The organism is Fodinicola feengrottensis, assembly GCF_010993775.1.
Classification (GTDB): Bacteria; Actinomycetota; Actinomycetes; order Mycobacteriales; family HKI-0501; genus Fodinicola; species Fodinicola feengrottensis.
The window spans coordinates 1-21,440 of record NZ_WOTO01000084.1; the positions used below are offsets into that span (position 1 = coordinate 1).

At 68.5% G+C, this 21,440-nt stretch carries 24 protein-coding genes and 1 tRNA gene; 16 read left to right on the forward strand and 9 right to left on the reverse strand.

Annotation, left to right across the window (positions count from 1 at the left end; translation table 11 throughout):
• Window positions 1–94: 94 nt before the first annotated feature.
• From GNX96_RS44660 to GNX96_RS44670, 3 genes are all read left to right on the forward strand, one after another.
• Window positions 95–421: a hypothetical protein gene (locus GNX96_RS44660; RefSeq protein WP_163573497.1), complete on the forward strand. Its 327-nt coding sequence runs from the start codon at window positions 95–97 to the stop codon at window positions 419–421.
• Window positions 418–888 (forward strand): hypothetical protein, encoded by a 471-nt coding sequence (locus tag GNX96_RS44665; protein ID WP_163573498.1) that lies wholly within the window; start codon window positions 418–420, stop codon window positions 886–888. The genes GNX96_RS44660 and GNX96_RS44665 overlap by 4 nt, the downstream gene beginning before the upstream one ends.
• A 555-nt stretch (window positions 889–1,443) precedes the next feature.
• Window positions 1,444–1,593 carry a hypothetical protein gene (locus tag GNX96_RS44670; RefSeq protein ID WP_163573499.1) on the forward strand — a complete coding sequence of 50 codons (150 nt, stop codon included), beginning with the start codon at window positions 1,444–1,446 and terminating at the stop codon, window positions 1,591–1,593.
• A gap of 159 nt (window positions 1,594–1,752) precedes the next feature.
• Here the strand turns inward: GNX96_RS44670 and GNX96_RS44675 are convergent, their stop codons facing one another.
• Window positions 1,753–2,241, reverse strand: a complete 489-nt coding sequence (locus GNX96_RS44675) for a hypothetical protein (RefSeq protein WP_163573500.1) — start codon at window positions 2,239–2,241, stop codon at window positions 1,753–1,755.
• Between the two features lie 288 nt (window positions 2,242–2,529).
• On the opposite strand from GNX96_RS44675, the gene GNX96_RS44680 reads away from it, so the two are divergent.
• Complete coding sequence (locus tag GNX96_RS44680) at window positions 2,530–3,390, forward strand: hypothetical protein (protein ID WP_163573501.1); 861 nt, start codon at window positions 2,530–2,532, stop codon at window positions 3,388–3,390.
• Between the two features lie 606 nt (window positions 3,391–3,996).
• On the opposite strand, the gene GNX96_RS60095 is transcribed toward GNX96_RS44680, so the two are convergent.
• Window positions 3,997–5,097 carry a hypothetical protein gene (locus GNX96_RS60095; RefSeq protein WP_279583186.1) on the reverse strand — a complete coding sequence of 367 codons (1,101 nt, stop codon included), beginning with the start codon at window positions 5,095–5,097 and terminating at the stop codon, window positions 3,997–3,999.
• Here GNX96_RS60095 and GNX96_RS44685 point away from each other — a divergent pair.
• From GNX96_RS44685 to GNX96_RS66635, 10 genes are read left to right on the forward strand one after another with little or no spacing between them, the layout of a single operon-like run.
• Complete coding sequence (locus tag GNX96_RS44685) at window positions 5,075–5,839, forward strand: conjugal transfer protein (protein ID WP_279583187.1); 765 nt, start codon at window positions 5,075–5,077, stop codon at window positions 5,837–5,839. The two genes, GNX96_RS60095 and GNX96_RS44685, sit on opposite strands and share 23 nt — an antisense overlap.
• Window positions 5,840–5,897: 58 nt before the next feature.
• Window positions 5,898–6,185 (forward strand): hypothetical protein, encoded by a 288-nt coding sequence (locus GNX96_RS44690; protein ID WP_163573502.1) that lies wholly within the window; start codon window positions 5,898–5,900, stop codon window positions 6,183–6,185.
• A 28-nt stretch (window positions 6,186–6,213) separates the two neighbouring features.
• Window positions 6,214–6,627: a hypothetical protein gene (locus tag GNX96_RS44695; RefSeq protein WP_163573503.1), complete on the forward strand. Its 414-nt coding sequence runs from the start codon at window positions 6,214–6,216 to the stop codon at window positions 6,625–6,627.
• Complete coding sequence (locus GNX96_RS60100) at window positions 6,624–7,835, forward strand: hypothetical protein (RefSeq protein WP_279583188.1); 1,212 nt, start codon at window positions 6,624–6,626, stop codon at window positions 7,833–7,835. Before GNX96_RS44695 ends, GNX96_RS60100 begins: the two co-directional genes overlap by 4 nt.
• Window positions 7,835–9,544 carry an ATP-binding protein gene (locus GNX96_RS44700; RefSeq protein ID WP_279583191.1) on the forward strand — a complete coding sequence of 570 codons (1,710 nt, stop codon included), beginning with the start codon at window positions 7,835–7,837 and terminating at the stop codon, window positions 9,542–9,544. Before GNX96_RS60100 ends, GNX96_RS44700 begins: the two co-directional genes overlap by 1 nt.
• Before the next feature lie 28 nt (window positions 9,545–9,572).
• Complete coding sequence (locus GNX96_RS44705; protein ID WP_163573505.1) at window positions 9,573–11,075, forward strand: hypothetical protein; 1,503 nt, start codon at window positions 9,573–9,575, stop codon at window positions 11,073–11,075.
• Complete coding sequence (locus GNX96_RS44710; RefSeq protein ID WP_163573506.1) at window positions 11,015–11,878, forward strand: hypothetical protein; 864 nt, start codon at window positions 11,015–11,017, stop codon at window positions 11,876–11,878. Before GNX96_RS44705 ends, GNX96_RS44710 begins: the two co-directional genes overlap by 61 nt.
• Window positions 11,875–12,966, forward strand: coding sequence for a hypothetical protein (locus tag GNX96_RS66630; protein WP_390624320.1), 1,092 nt, complete (start codon window positions 11,875–11,877; stop codon window positions 12,964–12,966). The genes GNX96_RS44710 and GNX96_RS66630 overlap by 4 nt, the downstream gene beginning before the upstream one ends.
• Window positions 12,908–14,071, forward strand: a complete 1,164-nt coding sequence (locus tag GNX96_RS44715; protein ID WP_390624322.1) for a peptidoglycan DD-metalloendopeptidase family protein — start codon at window positions 12,908–12,910, stop codon at window positions 14,069–14,071. Before GNX96_RS66630 ends, GNX96_RS44715 begins: the two co-directional genes overlap by 59 nt.
• Window positions 14,049–14,225: an NlpC/P60 family protein gene (locus GNX96_RS66635; protein ID WP_390624321.1), complete on the forward strand. Its 177-nt coding sequence runs from the start codon at window positions 14,049–14,051 to the stop codon at window positions 14,223–14,225. Before GNX96_RS44715 ends, GNX96_RS66635 begins: the two co-directional genes overlap by 23 nt.
• 242 nt (window positions 14,226–14,467) lie before the next feature.
• Here GNX96_RS66635 and GNX96_RS44730 read toward each other — a convergent pair whose 3' ends face one another.
• Window positions 14,468–14,626, reverse strand: a complete 159-nt coding sequence (locus GNX96_RS44730) for a hypothetical protein (RefSeq protein ID WP_163573510.1) — start codon at window positions 14,624–14,626, stop codon at window positions 14,468–14,470.
• A 23-nt stretch (window positions 14,627–14,649) separates the two neighbouring features.
• On the opposite strand from GNX96_RS44730, the gene GNX96_RS44735 reads away from it, so the two are divergent.
• Both GNX96_RS44735 and GNX96_RS44740 read left to right on the forward strand, forming a co-directional pair.
• Window positions 14,650–15,105 (forward strand): hypothetical protein, encoded by a 456-nt coding sequence (locus GNX96_RS44735; protein WP_163573511.1) that lies wholly within the window; start codon window positions 14,650–14,652, stop codon window positions 15,103–15,105.
• On the forward strand, window positions 15,092–15,925 hold the full coding sequence (locus GNX96_RS44740) for a hypothetical protein (protein ID WP_163573512.1): 834 nt from the start codon (window positions 15,092–15,094) through the stop codon (window positions 15,923–15,925). Before GNX96_RS44735 ends, GNX96_RS44740 begins: the two co-directional genes overlap by 14 nt.
• Here GNX96_RS44740 and GNX96_RS44745 read toward each other — a convergent pair.
• The 6 genes from GNX96_RS44745 to GNX96_RS44770 form a co-directional block, all read right to left on the reverse strand.
• Window positions 15,900–16,487 (reverse strand): hypothetical protein, encoded by a 588-nt coding sequence (locus GNX96_RS44745; RefSeq protein ID WP_163573513.1) that lies wholly within the window; start codon window positions 16,485–16,487, stop codon window positions 15,900–15,902. The two genes, GNX96_RS44740 and GNX96_RS44745, sit on opposite strands and share 26 nt — an antisense overlap.
• On the reverse strand, window positions 16,484–17,434 hold the full coding sequence (locus GNX96_RS44750; protein ID WP_163573514.1) for an ATP-binding protein: 951 nt from the start codon (window positions 17,432–17,434) through the stop codon (window positions 16,484–16,486). The genes GNX96_RS44745 and GNX96_RS44750 overlap by 4 nt, the downstream gene beginning before the upstream one ends.
• Window positions 17,431–18,702, reverse strand: coding sequence for a hypothetical protein (locus GNX96_RS44755; RefSeq protein WP_163573515.1), 1,272 nt, complete (start codon window positions 18,700–18,702; stop codon window positions 17,431–17,433). The genes GNX96_RS44750 and GNX96_RS44755 overlap by 4 nt, the downstream gene beginning before the upstream one ends.
• Window positions 18,703–19,903: 1,201 nt before the next feature.
• Window positions 19,904–20,515, reverse strand: coding sequence for an HNH endonuclease (locus tag GNX96_RS44760; RefSeq protein ID WP_163573516.1), 612 nt, complete (start codon window positions 20,513–20,515; stop codon window positions 19,904–19,906).
• A 109-nt stretch (window positions 20,516–20,624) separates the two neighbouring features.
• Window positions 20,625–20,894, reverse strand: coding sequence for a WhiB family transcriptional regulator (locus GNX96_RS44765; RefSeq protein WP_163573517.1), 270 nt, complete (start codon window positions 20,892–20,894; stop codon window positions 20,625–20,627).
• A 39-nt stretch (window positions 20,895–20,933) separates the two neighbouring features.
• Window positions 20,934–21,005 (reverse strand) — tRNA-Arg (locus tag GNX96_RS44770).
• Window positions 21,006–21,440 lie beyond the last annotated feature (435 nt).

Here is a 21,440-nt window from a genome sequence, read left to right on the forward strand (position 1 = left end):
GGTCTGTGTTGGGTGAGCGGCTCCTGCGCCGGACAGTGTCGGACGGCACCGCAACCGCATCTGTGGTGGCGTTGACCGCTCCCGTGGTGGCGCGGTGGCTGGCCTGCACGGCCCGGCCGCCGATCCGGTGATCCAGCTCAGCCAGTCCGCCGGGTCCATCCTCTTCACCGGCGTCCTGGTCTGGTTGCTGGCCGTCCTCCTGCCCTCCCGCAGCTCCTGGCTCAGCATCATGGTGTGCTGGGCTATCAACGCGTCCGCGGCCGGCCCGCTGGCGCTGCTCGCGCCCGGCGTCACTGTGCTGATCGGATGGACCATGATTGCCACGTACCTGTGTTGGCGCACCGGCGCTGTCGGCGCTTACGTCACCAGGGGTGCGCGAGCGGTCCCGGGTGTCCCGGCTGTACGAGCAGTCCACCGGTGAGCAGCGCGAGATCATCGACCGGCTGGCGGACGCGCCGCGCAAGGCCACCGTGCTGCACCAGATGTCGGTGCCGCGGGACTCGCGGCGCCCGCCTGCAGTTCGACGCGTACGTGGTGGCCCAGACCGGCGTCTACGGCGTGATGGTCGCCGACGCGATCGGTCGCCTGCAGCTGAACGTCTCGGCCACCCGCCGGGTCGCGGTGGAGAACCGCAGCATGGACGACCTGCTGCTGGACGCGGCCGTCAGCGCGTACGCGGTCTCCGACGCCCTCCGCGTGAGAGTGCTCCCGCTGGTCGCCCTGCCCGGTGCGACCTTCCCGCCGCAGTATCCGGGCGTCGTACCGGCCACCGTGTCGCCGCGCGAGCTCGACGGCCCGGTCGACGTGGTGATGTTGGAGCCGTCGCGCTGCTGGTCGACCGCATCTGCTACGGCGAGACCATCTACACCCCGACCCAGCTGGACATGATCGTCCGGCGGGCCCGTTCGGTGCTCTATCCGACCGAGCAGGCCCCGGCGCATCGCCTTCCGGTCGCACCAGATCGACTCCCGACCGTGCCGTTGGACGCCCCGCCGGCACGGCCGGTGCCGAGGTCCGCGCCGGTCCCGGTGGCGCCGCGGTCGCAGGTCAGCCCACAGGTCACCCGCCGCAGGGTGGCGCAGGCGCTGCAGCGACAGATGCCGGTCCGTACGGACTTCCCGCGGGTCCAGCCGCCACCGATGGCCGCCGCCCCGGTCGAGCCGGTGCGGACCGGCCCGACCTGGGATGACCAGGTCTGGGGCCGGGCCGCCGGCAGCGAGTCGATGGCGAACCAGCAGGCGTGGAAGCCGTATCAGGTGGCCGAGCGGATCGAGGCGCCGGCGCCGGCGCCGGTCGAGCGGCCGGTGAGCGCCCCGACGAGCCGGGATAGTGCCGAGCTGATCCTCGGTCCCGGTGTCGAGGTCATGTGGTTCGACGACAGCGGCGCGTGGTCCGGTTGGGTATGTGCGACCGGTGTGGTACGCCTCTCGCACGTCCCGAACGGTGCCGTCGACACCGGCCTCAACCCCGGCGACCGGGTCGTCTGGGTGGTGGCCCGTACCGAATGGGACCGACCGCGCCATCGCGGAAAACCGGGCCGTCAGCCCGTCGCTGATCCAGCCCGTACGAGCCGAGATGCTCCAGACCGTCTGAGGTTCTTTACCCCGCAACGCCCCGTTCCTTGCGCCAGCCGCAAGGAGCGGGGCGTTGCGGACGTCTCATGGCCCTGTCCACGTCTACCGCGGCACAACCCTCCGGGCTGGATTTTCGTCGAGTGCGGGACTTTGTTCTGCGCTCGACGTCGAGTGTGGGTTAAAGTCCCGCACTCGCCGCCAGGCCCCCCACGGGGCATGCGGACATCAGGCGGGCACGACGGCTTAGGAGGAGCGCGGCGATGGGGCGGCGGTGCCGGACGGGGGTGGGGACGGGCGGTACGACGACGGGCTGGCGGGCCTGGAGGATGAAGAAGGTGACAGCGCCGACGACGGCGACCAGGACGGCCACGCCGACCAGCACCTTCAGGGTGAGGCCGACGTCGAGAGAGGAACGCTGTAAGGCCGGCAGCGACACCTGGCCGGTACGCCGGTCCACGACGACCGGGATCCGCTGGCCACGGCGGTACGCGGCCGGGTCGACCAGCGTCAGCGAGACCTCGTGGTCCGGGACAGCAGCGTCATGGGGGTCCTCGACCAGCAGCCGCAGCTCCACGTGTCGTACGGGCCGAGCTCCGGCGGCCGCGCGTCGCCAGACGGCCACCGCTGACAGCACGGTCGCGGTCGTACGTTCGGCATCGTCATCCACCGGCACACCAGGGCGTTTCCAACGGGCTCCTCAGCGGCGGGTAGTGGGAGGTTGGCCAGAGCCGGTCCGGGTGGCAATCTATCGTGAACCGGACGCCGGCTCGCGGCAGCCGGCCAGCGGTGGAACGGGGTGACATCAGTGGCATCGAACGGCTCGGGTGGGGGCCGCTGCGGCGACTGCTGCGTCGGCGGTCGCCGGGAGACGCCGATGGTGTGTTCGTCAGCAAGGTGAGCGAGGACCCGGAGCGGGAGCAACAGCAGCTGGATCCGCCGGCTGGTCAGCTGGCTGGTGCTGATCTTCGGCGCGGCTGGCGTGTTGACGTTGGTCGCCTCGTGCGTGGCGACCGTACGCAACACCGCCGGCTGGACGGCCTGGCTGGTGCCGCTGGTCTGCTTCGTGCTGTCGGCCGGGCTGCTGCTGCTGGACCGCCGGCTGTCCGAGCACCCGCCGATGAGCGTGGAGGTGCCGGTCAACCTGGAGCCGGTGCTCAAGGAGATGTCGATCGCCTGCGTGGACATCGACCGGCTGGCCGGCCAACTCTTCGAGGCCGAGCGGGCCAGCCAGGTGCTCACCGGTTCGTACGCGCGGACCGACGAGTCGTCGATCGACGCGGCCGGCGAGGCGCTGGCCGCTGAGCGCGAGGGCGACGTGCAGCGCTCGGTCTCGTTGCGGGAGCAGATCCGGGTAAGGGCGCAGGCGATCATGGACTTGCGGGACGAGATGGTGGCGCAGGCCGGCGAGGCAACTCCGTTCTCGTACGATGGCCAGCCCATCAGCAACCCGCTGTCGCCGGTCACCGAACCAGCTGAGCGGGGCACGGCCGGCGTGGAGCCCACCGTCGACCCCTGGCAGTATCAACCGGACCAGCCCGGCACCTTCGCGGCGCAGCCACCGGCACCCCCGGTCGACCCCTATGCCCCCGCCGCCCAACCGCAGACGACTCCTTCGTGCCCTCCCCAACCCGGTTATCCACAGGGCCAGCTGTATCCGAATCAACCGATTTCGTCACCCTCGGTATCGGCCGCCTCGTCGTTGCCGCCGAGTGCCGGCGGTCCGCCGGCGGCCCCGGACCCCGCTGGCCAGGGCCGTTCCGTCCCGCGTGTATCCACAGACGGGACAGAGGGTGATAGTTCGCCCAACCGGCTCTGATCTCGGCCCGATATCTGCGACCATGGACCGTGCCGACATGTTTACGCGGCGTGATGACGCTGCCTGTGGATGCGTTGCGCGGCGCGGGTACGAGAGCAGGAATGATGGTAGGTAGCAGCCCCGCCGGAGGTAGGCGGAGCACCGAGAGGCGGGACAGGGAGTTCACTCGATGACTAACGACGGCGTGCGCGGTCGCGACGGCGCGCCCGCACACCCGGGCAGCCAGTCGTCCGGCCCGTCGACGACCCCTGGGTCGGGGCAGCCGCCAGAAGCGGTCGAGGATCCGAACGAGGTCACTCAATACGTGAGCAGGGGCCCGGTGTTCCGGGCGCCCGGTCGCGGCAAGCAGGCCGGCGCCACTGGTACGGCCGGTGCCGCTGGTACGACTCCGGCGCAGCCCAAGACGGGTTCCGCGGCGGTCCCGCCGCAGTCCAGCCGGCCGGCCACTGGACAGTCCGCTGTCCCGCTGTCCGGAGCTCCGGTCTCTGGTCCCGCGCAGCCTGGTGGTCCGCTGCCTGCTGGTCCGCGGCCGGGTGGTCCGCAGTCGGGTCGTCGGCCGGCGTCAGCACCGCCGGCCGCTGGTCAGGCGGCTGTTCCGCAGCCAGGTCAGGCTGGTACGACGCAGCTGCCCGCCGGGCCGACGTACAGCACCCCGACGTATAGCGAGCCGACATACAGCGTGCCCGCGTCCGCCCAACCCCAGCCGGGCCAGCCCCAGCCGGGGCGTCCAGCGTCCGGAATCCCTGCGTCCGGAATCCCAGTGTCCGGTGGCCCGGTCAACGCGCCGGCGAGCGCGCCTCCGTCGTTCCGTACGCCCGCCTCCGGCCCGCCCAACGGGTGGTCGCCGGCGCCGGGTCCGACCGGCACGCAGCCCGCGGTTGGCCCCGGCCGGGGCCCCAACGCGCCGGTCGGCCGGGCCACCCCGGTGCCGCCAGCCCCCAGCTCAGCCCCGCCGGGCTCGGTTCCGCTCGGCTCGGCGCCTCCCACCATCGGCATTCCTGCCTCCGGAATGCCCAGCTCGGGGATGCCTACCTCGGGGATGCCCAGCATGCCCCAGCCGGCCGCGACGGTACGGCCACCGGCGGCCCGGCCAGGCACGGCGCCGTCCGCGTGGGCGCCACAGCCCGTCAGCGCGGCACCACTGGCCGCGCCGCCGCCGGCGTACGCCCCGCCGCAGCAGATCCCGTCTCCCGGGACGTACCAGCCGGCCCAGCCCGGGGTGTATGTGCCGCCGCGGCGGCGAGCGGCCAGCCGGAGGTCCCGGCCGGCAAGCCGAAGGGCCGCAAGGCCAAGCAAGCCAAGCAGCCGAAGCAACCGAGGCAGCCAAGGCAGAAGAAGGGCCGCCAGAGCGCCGCCCAGCCTCCGCCGGTCGACCCCAACGACCCCGGCTTCCAGGTCCAGGGCGGCACCGTGGTGCCCACCGGTGCGGCCCGCAAGCGCCGCTCCAGCCCGCTGGCCGGCGGTCGCTGGATGCAGTTCGCGGTGAAGACCCTGATCGTCGTCGTGCTGGCGGTGATCGCGCTGAACGGCGTCTATCGGCTGGCCGGCAAGGCGTTGTACGACCCGCCCACCGCCCCGGCCGGCTCGAACTTCCCGACCCAGGCGGCCTCGGCGTACGCGCCCCCGGTTCGCCCAGGCGTATTTCTCCTGGGACGAGAACAACCCGCAGAACCGCTCGACCGCTTTGCAACCTTTCTTCCCCAGCACCACCAACCTGCAGTTGGGCTGGGACGGCAAGGGCGTCCAGCAGGTGATCGGCAGCCCGATCCCGGCCGGGGTGTCGGCGTCCGACGACCAGCACGCGGTCGTCCAGCTCACCGCGTATCTGAGCCCCGGCGGCTGGACGTGCATGCAGGTCGGGGTCTTCTCGCCGAACCGCGGCCAGACGCTCGCGATCACGTCGTACACGGCCTATGTGGCCTGCCCAGCGGCCGCGCCGGTGACCGTCCCGAACGTGACCGACGAGGACGGCACCCTGGAGGCGCAGCTGTCGCCGGTGCTGAACTCTTTCTTCCGGGCGTACGGCGCCTCCAGCTCGGACCTCCCGCTCACGCTCTCGACCGGGTCGACCGTGACCGGCCTCGCGGGCAGCGTCAAACTCGTGTCGGTGGACCGGGTGATCGTGCCGACGGCGACCAAGGGCGCCGATCCGAACCAGCGGGTGGCCACCGTCAACGTGTCGTGGCAGACCCCGTCCGGTGGCGTGCTCGCGCAGTCGTATCAGGTGACCCTGATCAAGGTTGACCGGTGGGGCGTGCTCAGCCTCGCCGGCGGCGCGCCGAGCTCGGACATCGCGCCGCAGCAGGGCGGGGTCGCGCCGAACCCGTCCGGCAACCAGGTGCCAGCCACCGGCCAGTCGCCGAGCGCGGGAGCGCACGCCGGCAGCCCGTCCAACTCCCCGCCGGCCGGCGGGCAACCGTCCGCCAAGCCGTCCGGACCGGCCCGCTGAGGGCCGATCACCATGCGCCTGGTTTTGCTGAACAGCCGCGAAAGGAAGATGAAAGTCCATGTCACTGCTCGACACCGCGGTTCAGGTCGTCACCAGCGTGCACGCGAGCGCGCCGCTGGCCGCGCCGTCCGGGAACAGCATTGCGCAGAACCTGCAGAACTTCGTCGCACCCATCGCCGGGATCCTGATCGGTCTCGTCGGACTGAAATACCTGTTCGGGGAGAACCGGTCGCTGGCCGGCTTCATCGGGTTCGTTTTCCTGGGGGCGTGTGTGTTCGCGCTGATCAAGTTCGGCGACACGATCCTCGGGGCGCTCGGCGGCATTCTCAACGGCATTTTGAGCTAGCTCGGCTGACCAGGGGAGAGGGAGCGCCATGATCGTCCGGACGTTCACCCACGCGTGGAACATGCGCGTGCGTATCTACGCGTTCGACGACATCCGGCTGCCGGTCAAGAACGGCATCTCCATCCCGCAGGTGCTCGCCGGGCTGGCCGCCGCGGTGGTCTGGGTGCCGCTCTGCCTGCTCCTGGGCGTACCGAACTGGGTCGGCAACCTCGGGTTCGCGACGATGATCATCGCGGTGCCGCCGGTGATCGTGCTGCTGTACGCGGACCGGCCGATCGCGCACGAGAAAACCTCTGAGGAGTGGCTGTCCTCGTGGCTGGTGCGCCAGTCCGAGCCGCGCCGCCGGCTGGCCGCGCTGACCGGTGCTCCGCCGAGCCGTCGGGTGCTGCTGACGGCCTCCCGGTGGGTCCCGGACAACCAGTTGGACGGTGACCCGAGATGACCGCTTATCTGCTGCTGATCATCCTCATCGGCGCCTTTCTGTACGTCGGCGTGCGGCGCTGGGAGCGTACAAACGCGGCCCGGAACATCCCGACTCTGCCGGAGCGGCTCGCGGTCCGGTATTTCGACGACCAGATCCTGCTGACCGACACCGAGGCCTGGACCTATCTTCGGCTTCCCACGGTTTCCGTGGAGTTCCGTACGGCGGACGAGTGGGACCGGCTGATTTCCAGCTACGCGCACGGGATGGCTGGTCTGCAGGACTGCCAGATTCACCTGAAGACGGTCTTTCGCGAATACAACATCGCCGACTGGGCGGAGCGGCTGGACAACCGGACGACCATCGGCTCGCCGGGCTGGCGCAACCTGCTGGTGGCCCAGCAGCAGCAGCACCTGTGGAGCGAGCAGTTCCTGCGCAAAGAGGTCTATCTGGGGGTAAGGCTGGGCACCCGGGTCACCGAGACCACCGGGATGATCCGCTCGCTGCTCACCTCGCTGTCCAAGTTCGTGTCGTTCAGTGCCGAGCTGTTGGTGGGCGAGGACGACGTGGTCGACCAGAAGGAGATCGACCGCTGGCAGGGCTCGGCCCGGCCCATCCACCGAGTGCTCGCCGGCAGCGCTTTTGGCGCGGTGCCAGCGACAGCGGCCGAGGTGGCGTGGCTTTTCCAGCACCAGATGCATCCGGCGATGCCGGCGCCCTCGGTTTCCCACAAGAGCGCCAAACCCTGGGGTCGCGGCGAGGTGCAGCACCTGGCCGAGGGTTTCATCGACAACGCGGAAAGCCCGTACTATCTGAAAATCACCCAGCCGAACTGGGATTTCGTCAAGCAGCACGAGGCGCACGCGCAGAATTCGAACACCACCACGCCCCAGCGGTTCTTCGACTCGTACGTGGCGACCCTCTGCGTTTCCCGCATTCCCAGGGAAATGGACACCTGGGACGGCAACCCGTGGATCCACCACGCGGAGGACCCGTCGCTGGGTTTCCCGGTGGAGTTCTCGGCCCGCTGGGAGATTCACCCGCCGCGCAAGGCGAAAAAAAGGACGTCGAGAAGCAGATTCAGAAGGTGGCTGGCCAGCGCCGGCACATCCAGGAGGCCGGCGCCGAGGTGCCGACCGGCGTGCAGGACGCCTTCGCGGACGGCCGCCAGCTGGACGTTGACGTGGAGCGGCAACGCAAATACATCGTGTACGGCGCCGGCCGGCTGATGGTCTCGGCGGAGGATCCGGACGAGCTGACCCGGCGGTGCGAGGTGCTGATCGAGCACTACCGGAACATCGGCATCGACGTGGCGTGGACGCCGAACGACCAGCTCCGGCTGTTCACCGAGCAGTTCCCCGGCGACAAGACCCGGCTGCGGGTAAGGGCGTACCGGCAGGTGCAGGAGCTGGAGGCGATCGCGGCGGGCCTGTTCACCGCGTCCAACAGCCTCGGCGACGGCGAGGGGCCGTACATCGGGCGGACCACCGGGCGCAGCCAGGAGATCGTGCATTTCGACCCGCTTTTCGCGCCACGCAACAACAAACCGCCGGGCATCGCGATCGTCGGCGCGCCCGGTGGCGGCAAGACCTTCACCACCCTCACCATCGCGTATCAGACAGCTTCACGCGGCATCACCACCGTTTTGCTGGACCCCAAGGGCGACGCCAAGGGACTGGCCACTTTGGGTGGTCTCGGCGACGTGCGAATCCTCGAGCTGGGCAGCCGGATGGCCGGCCTGCTGGACCCGTTCTCGCTGGCCGAGTCGCGCGAGGAGGGCACCCTGCTGGCGATGGAGACGATGCGGCTGCTGCTGGGTGGGGAAATGACCGCCGAGCGGGAAAACGCGATCGTCTCGGCAATCCGGCAGGTGGCCGTCCTGCCGTACCCGAACCTGCGCAAGGTCGTCGTCGAGCTGCTGCTCAAGGGCGGCGTTGAGACCATGAACGACAGCCGCTCGGCGTACACCGATCAGATGATCTCGGTGGCCAAGAGCGCCGGCAACCTGCTGGAGGTGATTTCCGAGCTGCCGCTGGGAAACCTGTGCTTCTCCAGTGCACGCTCGGATGTGAAGATCGCCCGCGACCGGCTCACCATCATCACCCTCGCCGGGCTTTCGCTGCCGTCCGCGTCGACCCCGCAGGACCGCTACACGTACGCGCAACGACTGTCGGTGACGCTGCTCTACCTGGTCACCCACTACACCAGGACGCTGATCGTGGACCCGCTGTTCACCGGCCCGAAGGCGTTGGTGATCGACGAGGCGTGGGCGCTGACCCAGACCACCCAGGGCGCGCAGCTGATCGCCGAGGTGTCCCGGCTCGGCCGGTCCCGCAACACCGCGCTCGCACTGGTCAGCCAGAACGCGAAGGACCTGCTGGCCGAGGACGTACGCAACTGTCTGACCACGATGTTCGTGTTCCGGTCCGAGGACGCGGAGGAGATCACCGCGGATCTGGAACTGCTGCGGATCTCCGACAACCCGGAGCACCGGCAGGCGGTCGCCACCTTGCCGACCGGCCGCAACTCCGAGTGCATCATGCGGGACATTCGCGGCCACGTCGGCACCATGCGGATCGACATGTCGTATTTGCCGGAGGTCACGGTGGCCTTCGACTCCACGCCGGACGACGGCACCGGCCGGGTGCAGTCCTCGGCCCGCCGGATCGTCACCGACGTGACCGGCCGGGTGCTGGGCGTGGTCGACACCGAGGCCGAGGCGGAGGCGCTGCGCGCCCGGATCGAGGCCGAGACCGGCGCGCCGGTGACGATCAAGCCCGATGAGTCAGCCGTACCAAGCGGCGCTCCCTCATTGACCAAACCGGACACCGGGCCGCACGATGGGCCGGCGGCACAGCAGTACGAAGACGGGTCAACGGCGACCTCATCCAACCTCGCGGGCGCCCGCTATGTCGGCGGACCTCCGCTCGGTCAGTAGTTTCCCCAGCGGACTGAGGAGCACCTTCATGGCGGCAGCCCACGCTGCACCAGCGACGACGCCCGTCACCGGCATCCGGGTCGGCCGGCTCGCCGGCGCCGACCGGGCGTTCCTGGACAGCGTCGCCCGGTCCAGCCGCCGGTCCGCGAGCCGCGGCCCGCTCGGTCTCGTGCACCGCAACCGCCGCTCGCTGGCCCGGCTGGGCCGGCGCGCGACCGGCCTGTTGATGATCGCGATGGTGATGGTTGGCATCGGCATCTCCGGCGCGCAGCCGGCCGCCGCGCTGCCCGGCATCAACCCCGCCAACACCACCTGCAACCGCACGCCGTTCGTGCCAGAACGGGCCGATCAGGGCGTCATGTCGCTGATCTCGCTCAGCGGGGTGAGTGCTGGCACGCCGCTGGTGAGTCAGGCGGCCCAGGCCGCCGCGGCGGCGGGCTCACCAACGGCGGCTGGTGCGGCAGGCGACCTGAAGGGATCGATCTGGGGCCAGTACGGGGCGGCTGGCACGTACTGGACGACCTACCAACTGGACTGCACGGACTTCGTCGGGCAGATCTTCAACAACGTGTCGAACCAGGTGTTCCAGTTCGCGAAGATCATCAGTGTCGTCACGATCAACGTCTTCCAGGTCACCTTTACCGGCGACATCCTGCGGTATTTCCTGGCCAGCAATGGCGGTGCTCCCTCGCTGCTGGACCAGGTGATCGCGCAGACCCACGCCACCATTTACTCGAGCCTTTTCGCGGTCGCGGTGCTGATTGCGGCCATTGTGATGTTGTGGCGTTTCCTGTTCGGAAAGCTGCCGGCCTCCACGTTCTGGGGCAAGTTCATCCAGATGGTTTTGGTGGCCGGCCTCGCGACCTTCATTTCGGTGGGCGCGAACTTCTCCGGAATGCTGAACTGGGTCAACGACCAGACGGTGACCATCTCGTCGACGATGATCTCGGCGTTTTCCAGCCCGGACTGTGTCAGCAGCGACCCGAGAAACTGGGCTGGTACGACCACCGCTACCGACTCCACCCGGGTGAGTGCGGTCGGCTGCGCGGCCGACGCCCTCTACCGAGCGACTGTCTTCAGTCCTTGGGTGATCGGTGAGCTTGGCACGTACGACGAGACCGTTGGTGGCCGCATTTTGCACCAGCAGGCTTACTCGTACCCGGACATCAACAACAACAAGAAAGATCCGACCCTCTACACCTCAGGCGGGGGATCAGGTACGAACCTGAGCAGCTTCAAGGACAAGAAGGACGACCGCGACTCGATGCTGACGTCCGTCTTCGGGGTGAATTCGCTGGAAAGACTGAACGTCATCAGCTACTCCGACATCACCGCTAACAAAGATGCCGGTTATTGGCAGTATTACAGCGGCGGGCAGGCAGGTGGCCGGTTCCTCATCGCGCTGCTCGCGCTTTTCGCCAGCATCATGGTCGGCATTATCATCCTGGCGATCTCGGTGAGTTATCTGCTGTGGAAATCTCCAGCATCATGTTCGCGATGCTGGCGTTGCCGGCCGCGCTTTTCGGCCTGATCCCAGGGTTTGGCATGCGGGTGTTCCTCAGATGGGCGGAGCTGTTGCTCGGCTCGTTCGCCAAACGGATCGTGCTTGGCCTGTTCGCCGGCCTGGTCATCGGGCTTTACCAGGCACTGCTGAACGCCAACGGCGTGCCGTGGACGATCAAGATTCTCTTCATCACGCTGGTCGCTGCTTTTGGCCTGCTGTATAGGAAACGTTTCGCCGAGGCGTTCACCTTCAACTTCTCCGGCAGTCGAAGTTTCTACGAACACGGCGAGGGCAGTCAGCGGTTGCTCAGCGGTTACCTGAGCAAGGTGGAGAACATCGCCCAGAAGGGCGACCAGGTCGAGGCCATCGCGAAGACCGCGGCGACTGCCGGCATGGGCGGTGTCGGCGCGGCCGCCGGTGCGGCCGGCGCGGGCGCCGGCGGCGGTGGTGGCAGCCAGACCGGCGACCGGATCCGCTCGATCGGCAACTTCCTGCCCGGGGGGGTGCTGCGGGCCGGCGCCGACGACACCAAGACCACGCACGGCGAGATCCCGGTGCCTAGCCAGCCGGTGCCGCAGCGGCCGCAGCCAGCGCCGGCGGACAGCGGCGCCGCTTCCAGCATCGACCGGCTGGCCGCCAAGGCGGACCGGGCGGCCGGTGCGCTGGACAGTGCGGCGGCCAGCAGCCGGGGCGTCAGCGCGGGGTCGCAGCGTACGTCCAACGTGGTCTACGTCCCGCCGCCGCACCAGCCGGCCACCCCGCCACCAGCGGGCGCCCCGGCTCCGGAGCGGGTGCCGTCCCAAGGGGTCCCGATGCGGGACCGTAGATGAGCGTGCCGGCCGGGAAACGAGGACTCATTTTCGGCGGCGCTCTCGCCGTCGTGTTGGTGCTGGTCGTGGTGGTGGTCTATTTCGGCGTGATCCGCTCCGGTGACACGCCCACCCAGGCCGCGTCCGTGCCGGTCATCCCGCCGGCGCCGGCCTCGCTCACGCCCAGCCCGACCGGCACCCCCGGCCCGGCGCCGACCGGGTTGTCCTCGCCAGGGCAGATCGAGGCCTCGCTGGGGCTGCCCACCACCGACAGCGTCGGGGACGTGGCGCCCGAGGCCACCCCGGGACTGGCCGGCGGCAGCCTGATGGAGACGACGGCCCGGGTGTTCGCGGCCCGGTTCTCGGTCTACGCACCGCTAAGCAGCACGTCGTCGGCGGACTGGGTCGCCTCCTGGAGCCCGATCGCGGTGCCAGCTTTCGCCAGTGATGCCAGCGATCTGATCCAGCAGTACTACAAGTTCACGTCCGACCAGGGTGTGAAAGCCACCAACCCGAGGGTGACCGCGGCCGTCCACGTCTGGTCCGGCATCGCCCCGGACGGCCCTGCCCAGCTGTGGCGGGTGACCGTACAACGAACGCTGGTCGCGATCGACGGCTCCACCCGCGCGGACACCGAGCAGACGGTGTCCTGGGACATCGAGCTGCGGGACGTGGCAAGACCGCTGGTCATCGCCACCATGACCGCCGACCCCCATCGGACCGCGCCGCCCCCCGGGAGGACTGACCGTGTCCCGTATGGGCATCATCATCGCAGCCAGCGTCGCGTTCGTCTCGATGCTGATGGGCATCACCCTGTTCACCACTCTCACCGGTTCGTCGCTCTACTCCAGCATCAGCACGTACGCGATGTGTGGCGGCCCCGACGGGGTCGGAGGACTGCCGATCGTGAGCGCGCCCAACGGCAAGCTGCTGGATCCGCTGAAGGGCGCCGGCACCAAGACCAGCCCCTTCGGACCGCGTACCAACCCGATTACCGGCCAGCAGGAAGGCCACCTCGGCCAGGACTTCGCGGCGCCGCTGGGCACCCCGATATACGCGGCCGCCGCCGGCACGGTCGTCAAGTCCGGCCCGGCCACCGGCTTCGGTGAGTGGATCGTCCTCGACCACCAGATCAACGGCCAGAAGATCTCCACCGTGTACGGGCACATGTACGCCGACGGCCTGCTGGTCAAGATCGGTGACGTGGTGACCGCCGGCCAGCACATCGCCAACGTCGGCTCGAACGGCCAGGCCACCGGACCGCACCTGCACTTCGAGGTGTGGGTGGGCGGCCGGCTGACCGGCGGCAAGGCGGTCGACCCGGTGCCGTGGATCGGCACCGGCACCCAGGCCGCCGACGTGTCCGACGTGAGTACGCCGGCACCGCCCGCTGACTCGGAGCCGGCCGGGCAAAGCAACGCGCAGTGGCTGCCGCAGCTGATGCCGAGCCCGCCGTCCGGCCGGCAGAACACCCTGACACCGACCAAAGACCAGATGGACAACGTCAAGACGATCGTCGGCGTCGGCAAGGGCATGAGCGTCCCGCCGCGCGGCTGGGTGATCGCGGTGGCGACCGCGATCCAGGAATCCAGCCTGCACAACACCGACCAGGGCGACGCCGCTGGCCCGGACTCCCGCGGCCTCTTCCAGCAGCGGGACAGCTGGGGGCCGCTGTCCGAACGAATGGACCCGGCCGGTGCGTCCGGGCTGTTCTACCGGGCCCTGGAGAAGGTGCCGGGGTGGCAGAGCCTGCCGCTCACGGTGGCGGCCCAGACGGTCCAGAGGAGCGCCTTCCCGGACTACTACGCCAAATGGGAGCAGGCGGCGGTCAACCTCGTACTGGCCGCCATTGGAGTGGCGCCGATCTCCGGCCAGGGTGGTGGCGGCCTCGACACATCGTGCATCGGTGTGGACAACGTCAACGGGCCGGCCGGCGGCAGCGATATCGGCAACAAGGTCGCCGCGGCGGCGCAGCGCTGGATCGGTACGCCGTACATCTGGGCCGGCGGCGACGCGCACGGCCCCACCGCCGGCGACGGCAGTGGCCACGGGGTGGTGGGCTTCGACTGCAGCGGCCTGGCCCTCTATGCGTGGGCCCAGGTGGGCGTGACTCTTGAGCATCGGGCGACACTGCAGTACAACGTGGGGCAGAAGGTCCGCGCCGCGCGGCCAGGAGCAGCCAGGCGACCTGGTGTTCTTCCACAGCGCGGGTGATACGCCCGGATTCATGCACCATGTCGGGGTCTATATCGGCAATGGGAAGATGGTCGAAGCTCCCGATGTGGGCTTGACCGTACGGATCAGCAGCCACGTGCTCGACAGTTCCGAATACGCGGGTGCGGCGCGGTTTACACCGACTGCCGCCTAGCGGGGGCCGAGGGGGGAGAGGGAATGATGGATCTTTCCGGTCCGATGGACGAGGGTGCTTCCGTTCTGTTAGAGCGATGGTGAAAGCCGGCTGGGGATGAAGGCGTCGCGGATGAGGCAGTGGCTGGGCGGCCGGCTGCCGACCCGGGCCAATGCCGCTGACCTGGGCCGCTGGCTGGTCCGGGCGGCGCTGGAGCCAGCGTCGGCCGACATCAAGCGGGCCACCCCGACCCCGCGTAAGAACTACCGCCGGGCGTATTCGATCGCCCTGGTCGGCGTCGGTGCGCTGACCGGTCTCGCGCTGCTCAACAACCGCCAGGCGTTGGCTACCGCGATGCTCATCGCGGTAGGGCTGGGGGCCGCGTTCGTGGCCGGCTCGGTGCACCGCAGCGGCCTCGCCACCGGCTTCGCGATCCTCTGGTGGGGTGTCAACCGCGCCGGCCGTCTCACTGCTCGCGTCCGTACGGCTGAGCGGCACTGGTCTGCTGGCGCATTTCACCGGCGGCACCGCTTCGATCATCATCACCGGCATCGTGGTCTGGTTAGTGGCCGTGCTGATGCGTGCCCGGCGGCCCTGGCTCACCATTCTGACCTGCTGGTTGATCAACTTCGTGGCGGTCGGAATAGGCACCAGCCTGGCCCCCAACTACGCCCTCGTGATCGGCTGCGTGGCCATCGCCGGTTACCTTTACTGGCGGTCCGGCGCGCTGCTGCAGATCGTCGACAAGATGCGCGGCCAGGCGTATCAGAACCGTGTCCTGGACGATGCCTCGGACGCGCAGCGGGAGACCTTCGAACAGCTGCGCGGGGTCAGCAAGGACATGCAGCTGCTGTACAACCTGCAGGCGCCGGCCGACTTTCGGCGCGGTGCTGCCGGTTGACGCGCTGGTGGTCGGCCCTACCGGCGTCTACACCGTTTTCGCCGTCGACGCCCTCGGTCGCGTACGGGTCAACGTGCACGCTCGCAGCCGGGTGTCTGTCGAGGGGCGGAGCATCGACAAGCTGCTGTACGACATCGCCTCCACAGCTTTCGCGATTTCCGAGGCGCTGCGGGTGGAAGTCACCCCGGTCGCGTCGATGGTCGGCGCCACCTTTCCGGCCGAATACCCGGGAATCATTCCGATCTCCACCTCCCCGAAATCCGCGAACGGGGTGGTCGAGCTGACTCTGCTCGACCCGCATTTGCTGGTGGATCGGCTTTATTACGGCGATTCCGTCTACACCACCGGCCAGATCGCGACGATCATCCACCGCGCCCGTGGCCTGCAGCACCGGACCGACGGCGGCAAGGACTACGTCCCGAGCCATGTGGACATCCGAAAATCCAACGCCCAGCGGGTACGCCCCACCGAGACTTTGGACGACAGCAGCATCCTGGACGAGGTGGCCGACGTTTTCTCGGCGACATCCACCGGCGGGGACGTGCATCCCACCGGCTCCCAACAGGACGATTACACGCCCGGCACGGAAGTTTCGTGGACCGACGACTCCGGCTCGTGGGATGGCTGGGTGTGTACGACCGGTGTCGTCGCGCTGGCGGACGTACCAGATGGGGCGTTGGACACCACCTTGTCGGTCGGCGACCACGTCGTGTGGATCGTGTCCAAAACCGAGTGGGAACGCGCCAGCGACGACCACCGCGAGCCCGACCCCGCCCTCATGCAGCCGGTACGCGTCAACAGCCTCCGCGCCAGCCACTAAACTCGCGAACGTAACGAAACGGTTCAGCACCGTTACCTTCGCGACCTAGGGGTGGGGAACGCCGTTCGCGCTGCCGTCGAATGAAGTGGTGACTTCGAAGGTTTTCGAAGGTGTCCGATTCCAGGGCGTGCCGGACTGTCGACACCCAGCGCTGTGCGTACGCCCTTCCGGTCGGTGTCCAGTTTTGTGGTGGGTAGGCCAAACAAAAGGCGTGGACGAACGTGCAGAGCTGGTAGTCGGTGACGTCGGCGTCGTGGACCAGGCTGTGCGGCGGCAGGCCCGCGTAGTCGACGAGGTGGCGTACGAGCGAGCCGCCGGTGAAAAGTGCTCTCGCGCCGGCGGGGTCCGCAGACACCCGCGGTTTGCAGACCGGACACCAATGGCAGCGGTGCCGGGTCGGGTCATTCTCGACGGTTTTGGTCAGTGCGGCGGTGAGATCGGCCGAGCTGGCGGTGAATTCGCGGTGCCTGCGGCGGATTTCGTCGTCATCGGCGAGCGGCGCTTCGGGCCGGCCAAGGGCGGCGGCATGCTCGGCCCGTACGTCCGGAACCCGGATCGTCACGGCCTGCTCGAGATTGTGTGGGACACCAACGCTTCGAACGGCCGCAGTGAGGCGGCAGCGGTGACCTGGTCGGGGTGCAACGACATCGTCGCGCCGAGCAGCCGGCGGTCGTCCTGCGCGACCGTACGATGGAGCACCTTCAGGTTGGTGATTTTGTACGCGTCCGCAGCGACCCGGCCGACCTGCTGATCGAGCAGCACATAACTTTGCCGGTATTTGCGGTCTTCGGCGAGCCCCTGGGCGATTCGCTCGGCGGCCGCGGACCGAAGGTCGTTGGTTGTTCCTGTCGTACGGGGAAAAACGCGGTGTGCCTCTTCCAGCAGCACGACATGCGGAGGATCTTCTTGTGGCTGGCGAGCGAACCGGACGTGACCGCGCATCACGTTGATCAGCAGCAAAATCAGAAGAGACTGTTCTTTGGCGTTCTCGCCGACCGCGGCCAGCTCGAAGACCGTGGGCCGGCGCATCAGCTCACCGATGTCGAACGACTGGGCGCAGTCCAGGGTGGAGCCGCAGGCGCCCTCGGCCAGCGACTCCGCCCGCAGCCGGCCGGACGCGTCCAGGTTCGCCGCCAGCTCGCCGGCGTATCCGAGCATTTTCGTGACGTCGGCCAGCGCCGCGATGAAGTCGGTCAGCACCGGCCAGCGGCCCAGCAGCTCTCCCGATCCGCGCTGGTCGGCCTGGAAACCGAGCCGGCCGTACGCGGTGATCAGCGCCCGGCGATAGAGGAACGGGAGCGGGTCCCATAGATCGAAAGCGGCTTCGAAACAGGCCAGCAGGTTCGAAATGTGTGCCACCACCGACATGCCGTCGGGGACCTGGAAGGGATTGAGCCGCAGCGGCGCCACTGCCTCGTCTCCGACCGTGAAAATGACGAGGTTGTCGAAGGCCGGCAGGCTGGCCAGCCAGCGGTAGTCGTCCAGCGCCGCGCCGACCGGTTGAATCACCGCGAAGGGCAGCCGCTGCTCCTGGAGTTGCGTACACAGGTGCAGAGCCGTGTTTGTCTTGCCAGAGCCCGGAATTCCAGCGATGAAGCCGTGCGAGGAAGGTCGCGGACGGCGAGCCGGACGGCGTTGCGCTCGTCCTGGAACCCGAGCAACACCGACGGCCCTTCGACGGGATCGGTCCGGCGTACGCCATCGCGCGGTGCCACCACCCGAAAACCGGGAAGCGCCCCCTCCACGGCCGCTGGCAGCTGGAAAAGTGTCGCTGCCTCCGTACGATCCACCAGCACTCGCAGCGCGACCAGGCCGTCGCGACCGCCGGCGACCCCGTCCGGCTGCCGATCTTCCCGCAGCGCTTGGAGAAGGACTGGATCGGGCGTGTCGATTGGCTGTAGTTCGGCGAAAGCGGCCGCTGACCGGCCGTGGTCGGTGGGTCGGCCGATCCGGAAACCGCTGGGCGCGGTGCGAAGATCGCGATCGGACGGCAGCAGCGCGCTCGCGACCGCCTCGGCGAGCCCGTCGTCGAAGGGCGCCGGCGACACCAGCGTGACGTCGAAACGAAAAACGGTGCCGGCGTACCGACGAAGGGCGTCCAGGAAGATCGGCTCGTACGTACGCGCGGCGCCATCGGGTGGGTAGCGGATCTGGCCGCCGAGATCGCCGGGGACCTGGAAGGTCTCCACCAACCGGCCGAACCGGGTGCTCTCGCTTTCCAGCGTCCGGCGCAGCGCCGGCGGTGCCGTGGTGGGCTGGAGCAGCACCGAAAGGACGAGCGGGTGCGGATGCCGGCGCAGTGTTTCCAGCATTCCCTCCCATCGCCCGGGCGTACGGGCGAAAGGCTGGATCGCCACGTACGTGTGCACGCCGGCGTCCGGTCGCTCGGGTTTCGCGGTGAGGACGCACTTCTGGATGACCGCGATGCCGCGCGGGTCTGGTGGGAAAGGCGCCAGGGTTTGGTGCAGCGCCGCGGCGTCGGGGATTTCGGCGGTGACGCAGTGATCCGGCACTTGGGTGAGGCGGGTGGTGAGCTGCGCCAGCCGGGTCGTCGCCTCGCCTTCGGAAGTGGCGTCGACCCGACCGAGCAGGCACGCTTCGATCTCACCGCGGCCGTTACCCGACCACCGCATCGCGACGACCGAGCCAGCGCTGGCGGCGGCCAGACTGTCCACAAAGGACGCCTGCTCGGCGCGCACCCGATCCCACCGCTGCTCGGGTGGGACACGGGCATATTCGGCTCGGCGGCTCAGATCGGTGGCGGCGACCAGCCTCACTCCGCCCCACGCCCGTACCCGGTCGCCGACCCGGGCGACGATTTCCGCGGCCACTACTCAGGACGGGTTTTGTGGCGGCCAACCCTGTTGACCCTGCTGGCCGGGTGGGGTGGGCAGCTGCTGGGTGGAGCCGGGTGCCGGCGGCGAATAGCCCGGCGGGACCTGGCCGGCGCCGCCGCCCTGCTGCGGATATCCGGCTGGCGGGTTCTGCGCTTGCTGGCCCTGGTTTTGCGGAACCTGGCTTTGCGGAACCTGGGCGCTGCTCAGCGCGGGACCGGACGCGGCGCCGAGCATTTGCTCGACGTCCGGAATTCCGGCGAGATCCCCGATCCAGGGTGTCGCTGCCTGGGCTGATGCCGTAGATCGCGGCCTGAACCCCTTCCCGGAGCAGGCTGTGGCCGGTCTCCCGCAGCGCCCGGGTGTGCGAGTTTCGCAGCGAGGAACGAAAAGATGCGCCCGGCCCGAAGTTCGCGAACATGTCGCGGAAATAGTGTCCGATCACCACCACGGTAGAGCGCGATCGCCACATGTTCCAGCCGACGAAAAGGTCGGCGCCCACTTCCCGTACGACCATCACCACCTGGTCGCGCCCGTGTTTGATAGTCAGGAAATACTGCCCGGCGAGCTTGGCCGGCCGCACCTGATACGGGGTTTGCCGCTGCCGGGAAGCGCTCCAGATCCACCAGTACGACGAGCGCGCCGCGCCGCCGCGGCCCTCAATGAGCAGCGAATACTCCGCCATGGGCTCGCGGTAAGGCAGGAACAGTGTGACTATCGAGGCGATATAGAGCAGAACGGCCAGGATGAAGCACAACACCGAGAGTCCGCCGAATGGCGAAGGCGTGCTGATCGCGTACGTGCCACTGCCGGAAGTGAAGAGGCCGCCGATCGCGGAGAGCACGGACAGCAGGATGCCGAGGAAAAAGAATGCTGTCGCGCAGAGGAAGAGCGGCAGGATCCGGATCAGGTGGAACTGCAGTAGCGGCCAGGTGAGTGAGTCGTCCACCCACTGTTCCGGCGGGGTGTATTCGATTTTCCGGGCCCGGTAGTTGCCGTGCACGTCATAGAGCACCTGGTCGAATGGTTTGGTCATGCTTGCCCCCATGCCCCGGCGAGCGGATGGCCGCTGGCCGGCGGTCGTGACGTCCGAATGTCCAGGTGACCCTAACGGAGGGGCAAACTCACTGACAACATTCCGTGGTCAGCGTGTTACGCGGTCGAACCGTTCACCATAGCAACGGTCAGCAACCGCCGGCTGGGCTGGAAAAAACACCTCGCCGCGGCCCGGAGAGTGCGGACCGCGGTGAGGTTGTTCTAACCCGCGAGTGCCCAGGTAGGGCTCCCAGAGCGGGTCCGGCGCTGCCACCCCGATCACCAACCAGCCGGTGACCCGAGGCGCCACTGGCACCGTACGAAGCCGCCAGCCGAGCTCGGAGAGCAGCTGGTTTCCCTTGCGGGTGTTGCAGGATCCGCAGGCGGCCACGCAGTTTTCGAACCCGTCCTGGCCGCCGCGGGACCGCGGCACCACGTGGTCGATGGTGTTTGCCTTCTCGCCGCAATACGCGCAACGGAAACGGTCGCGTTGGAGCACGGCACGTCGGGAGAACGGTGCGGAATGTCTGTACGGCACCCGGACGTACCGGATCAGTCGTACCACTCGCGGGATTTGGTACGAACGCCGTGCGCTGCGCAGCTCGGTGTCGCCGCATTCCACGATTTCCGCCTTCTGGGCCAACACCAGGACGATCGCGCGCCGGATGGGTACGACGGTCAGCGGTTCGTAGGTGGCGTTGAGTACGAGGGTGGTTTGCACGGCGTTCCTCCTTTCTCAAGTAGACCTTGGGAGGCGGCGTCGGCGCCGGTGCTCTCTTTGTCCGGCGCCGACCTTCTTTTTCCTCAGGCGGCGGGCTTTCGTAGACCGCTTAATCCCCGTTTGGCGGGTACCGGCTGGCCGGCTTCGAAAAGCCGGCCGCCCCACACCCCCCCCACTCGCGGTGGCGGAAGGCCCACTGCCCGCAGGAGTCCGCGAGCGGACACCCAGCACAGACCTCGACGGCCCGCGCGTACTCGGCTGGGGAAATCGGATCGAAAATCTCCGGGTCCGGGTGGTCGCGGCACGCTCGTCGCGGGCTGTCCCGCGGATCCGGGACCTCCTGGATCGACTTTTCCCTCGCTGTCAGTGTTGCGGTCATGCCGGTCACCTCCTTTCTCGGCTGTGCATGGATTTCCGGTGCCCTCGGCGGGAATCGAACCCGCATTTCCGGTTTCGTAAACCGGCACTCTGTCCGTTGAGCTACCAGGGCAGCAGCATCAATAGACGGTCGCGCGGTCGCGATCGTCTGTGGAGCAACAAAAAAGCCGCTCCGGAGATCCGGAGCGGCTGCTGGTCAGCGGTGGCTAGCTCAGCAGAAGTCGCTTCGGATTCGTCGCCAGGATGCATTTGTCACTGGCTGGGGCCAGATTCGACAAGCTCGTCCACTGGTATCCCGGTCGGTGACCGAGCATGGCGACGGGGCGCTCGAAGCGCTTGGTCGCTGATGCGTACGCAGTCACGGGGAATCAGTCCTTTAAGTCAGAAATCGAATGGGAGTGGGCGGTGCGTCCGGACAACTGTACCGCGACCAGGCCACTGGACAACAGAGTTTTCCCCAGGCCGCGTCAGTGTGGATGCTGCACCGGGTGTCGGGCGACCACCCGGCGCTGCGCGAGCTGGGCGTCACTGGCCATTCTCTGTTGCG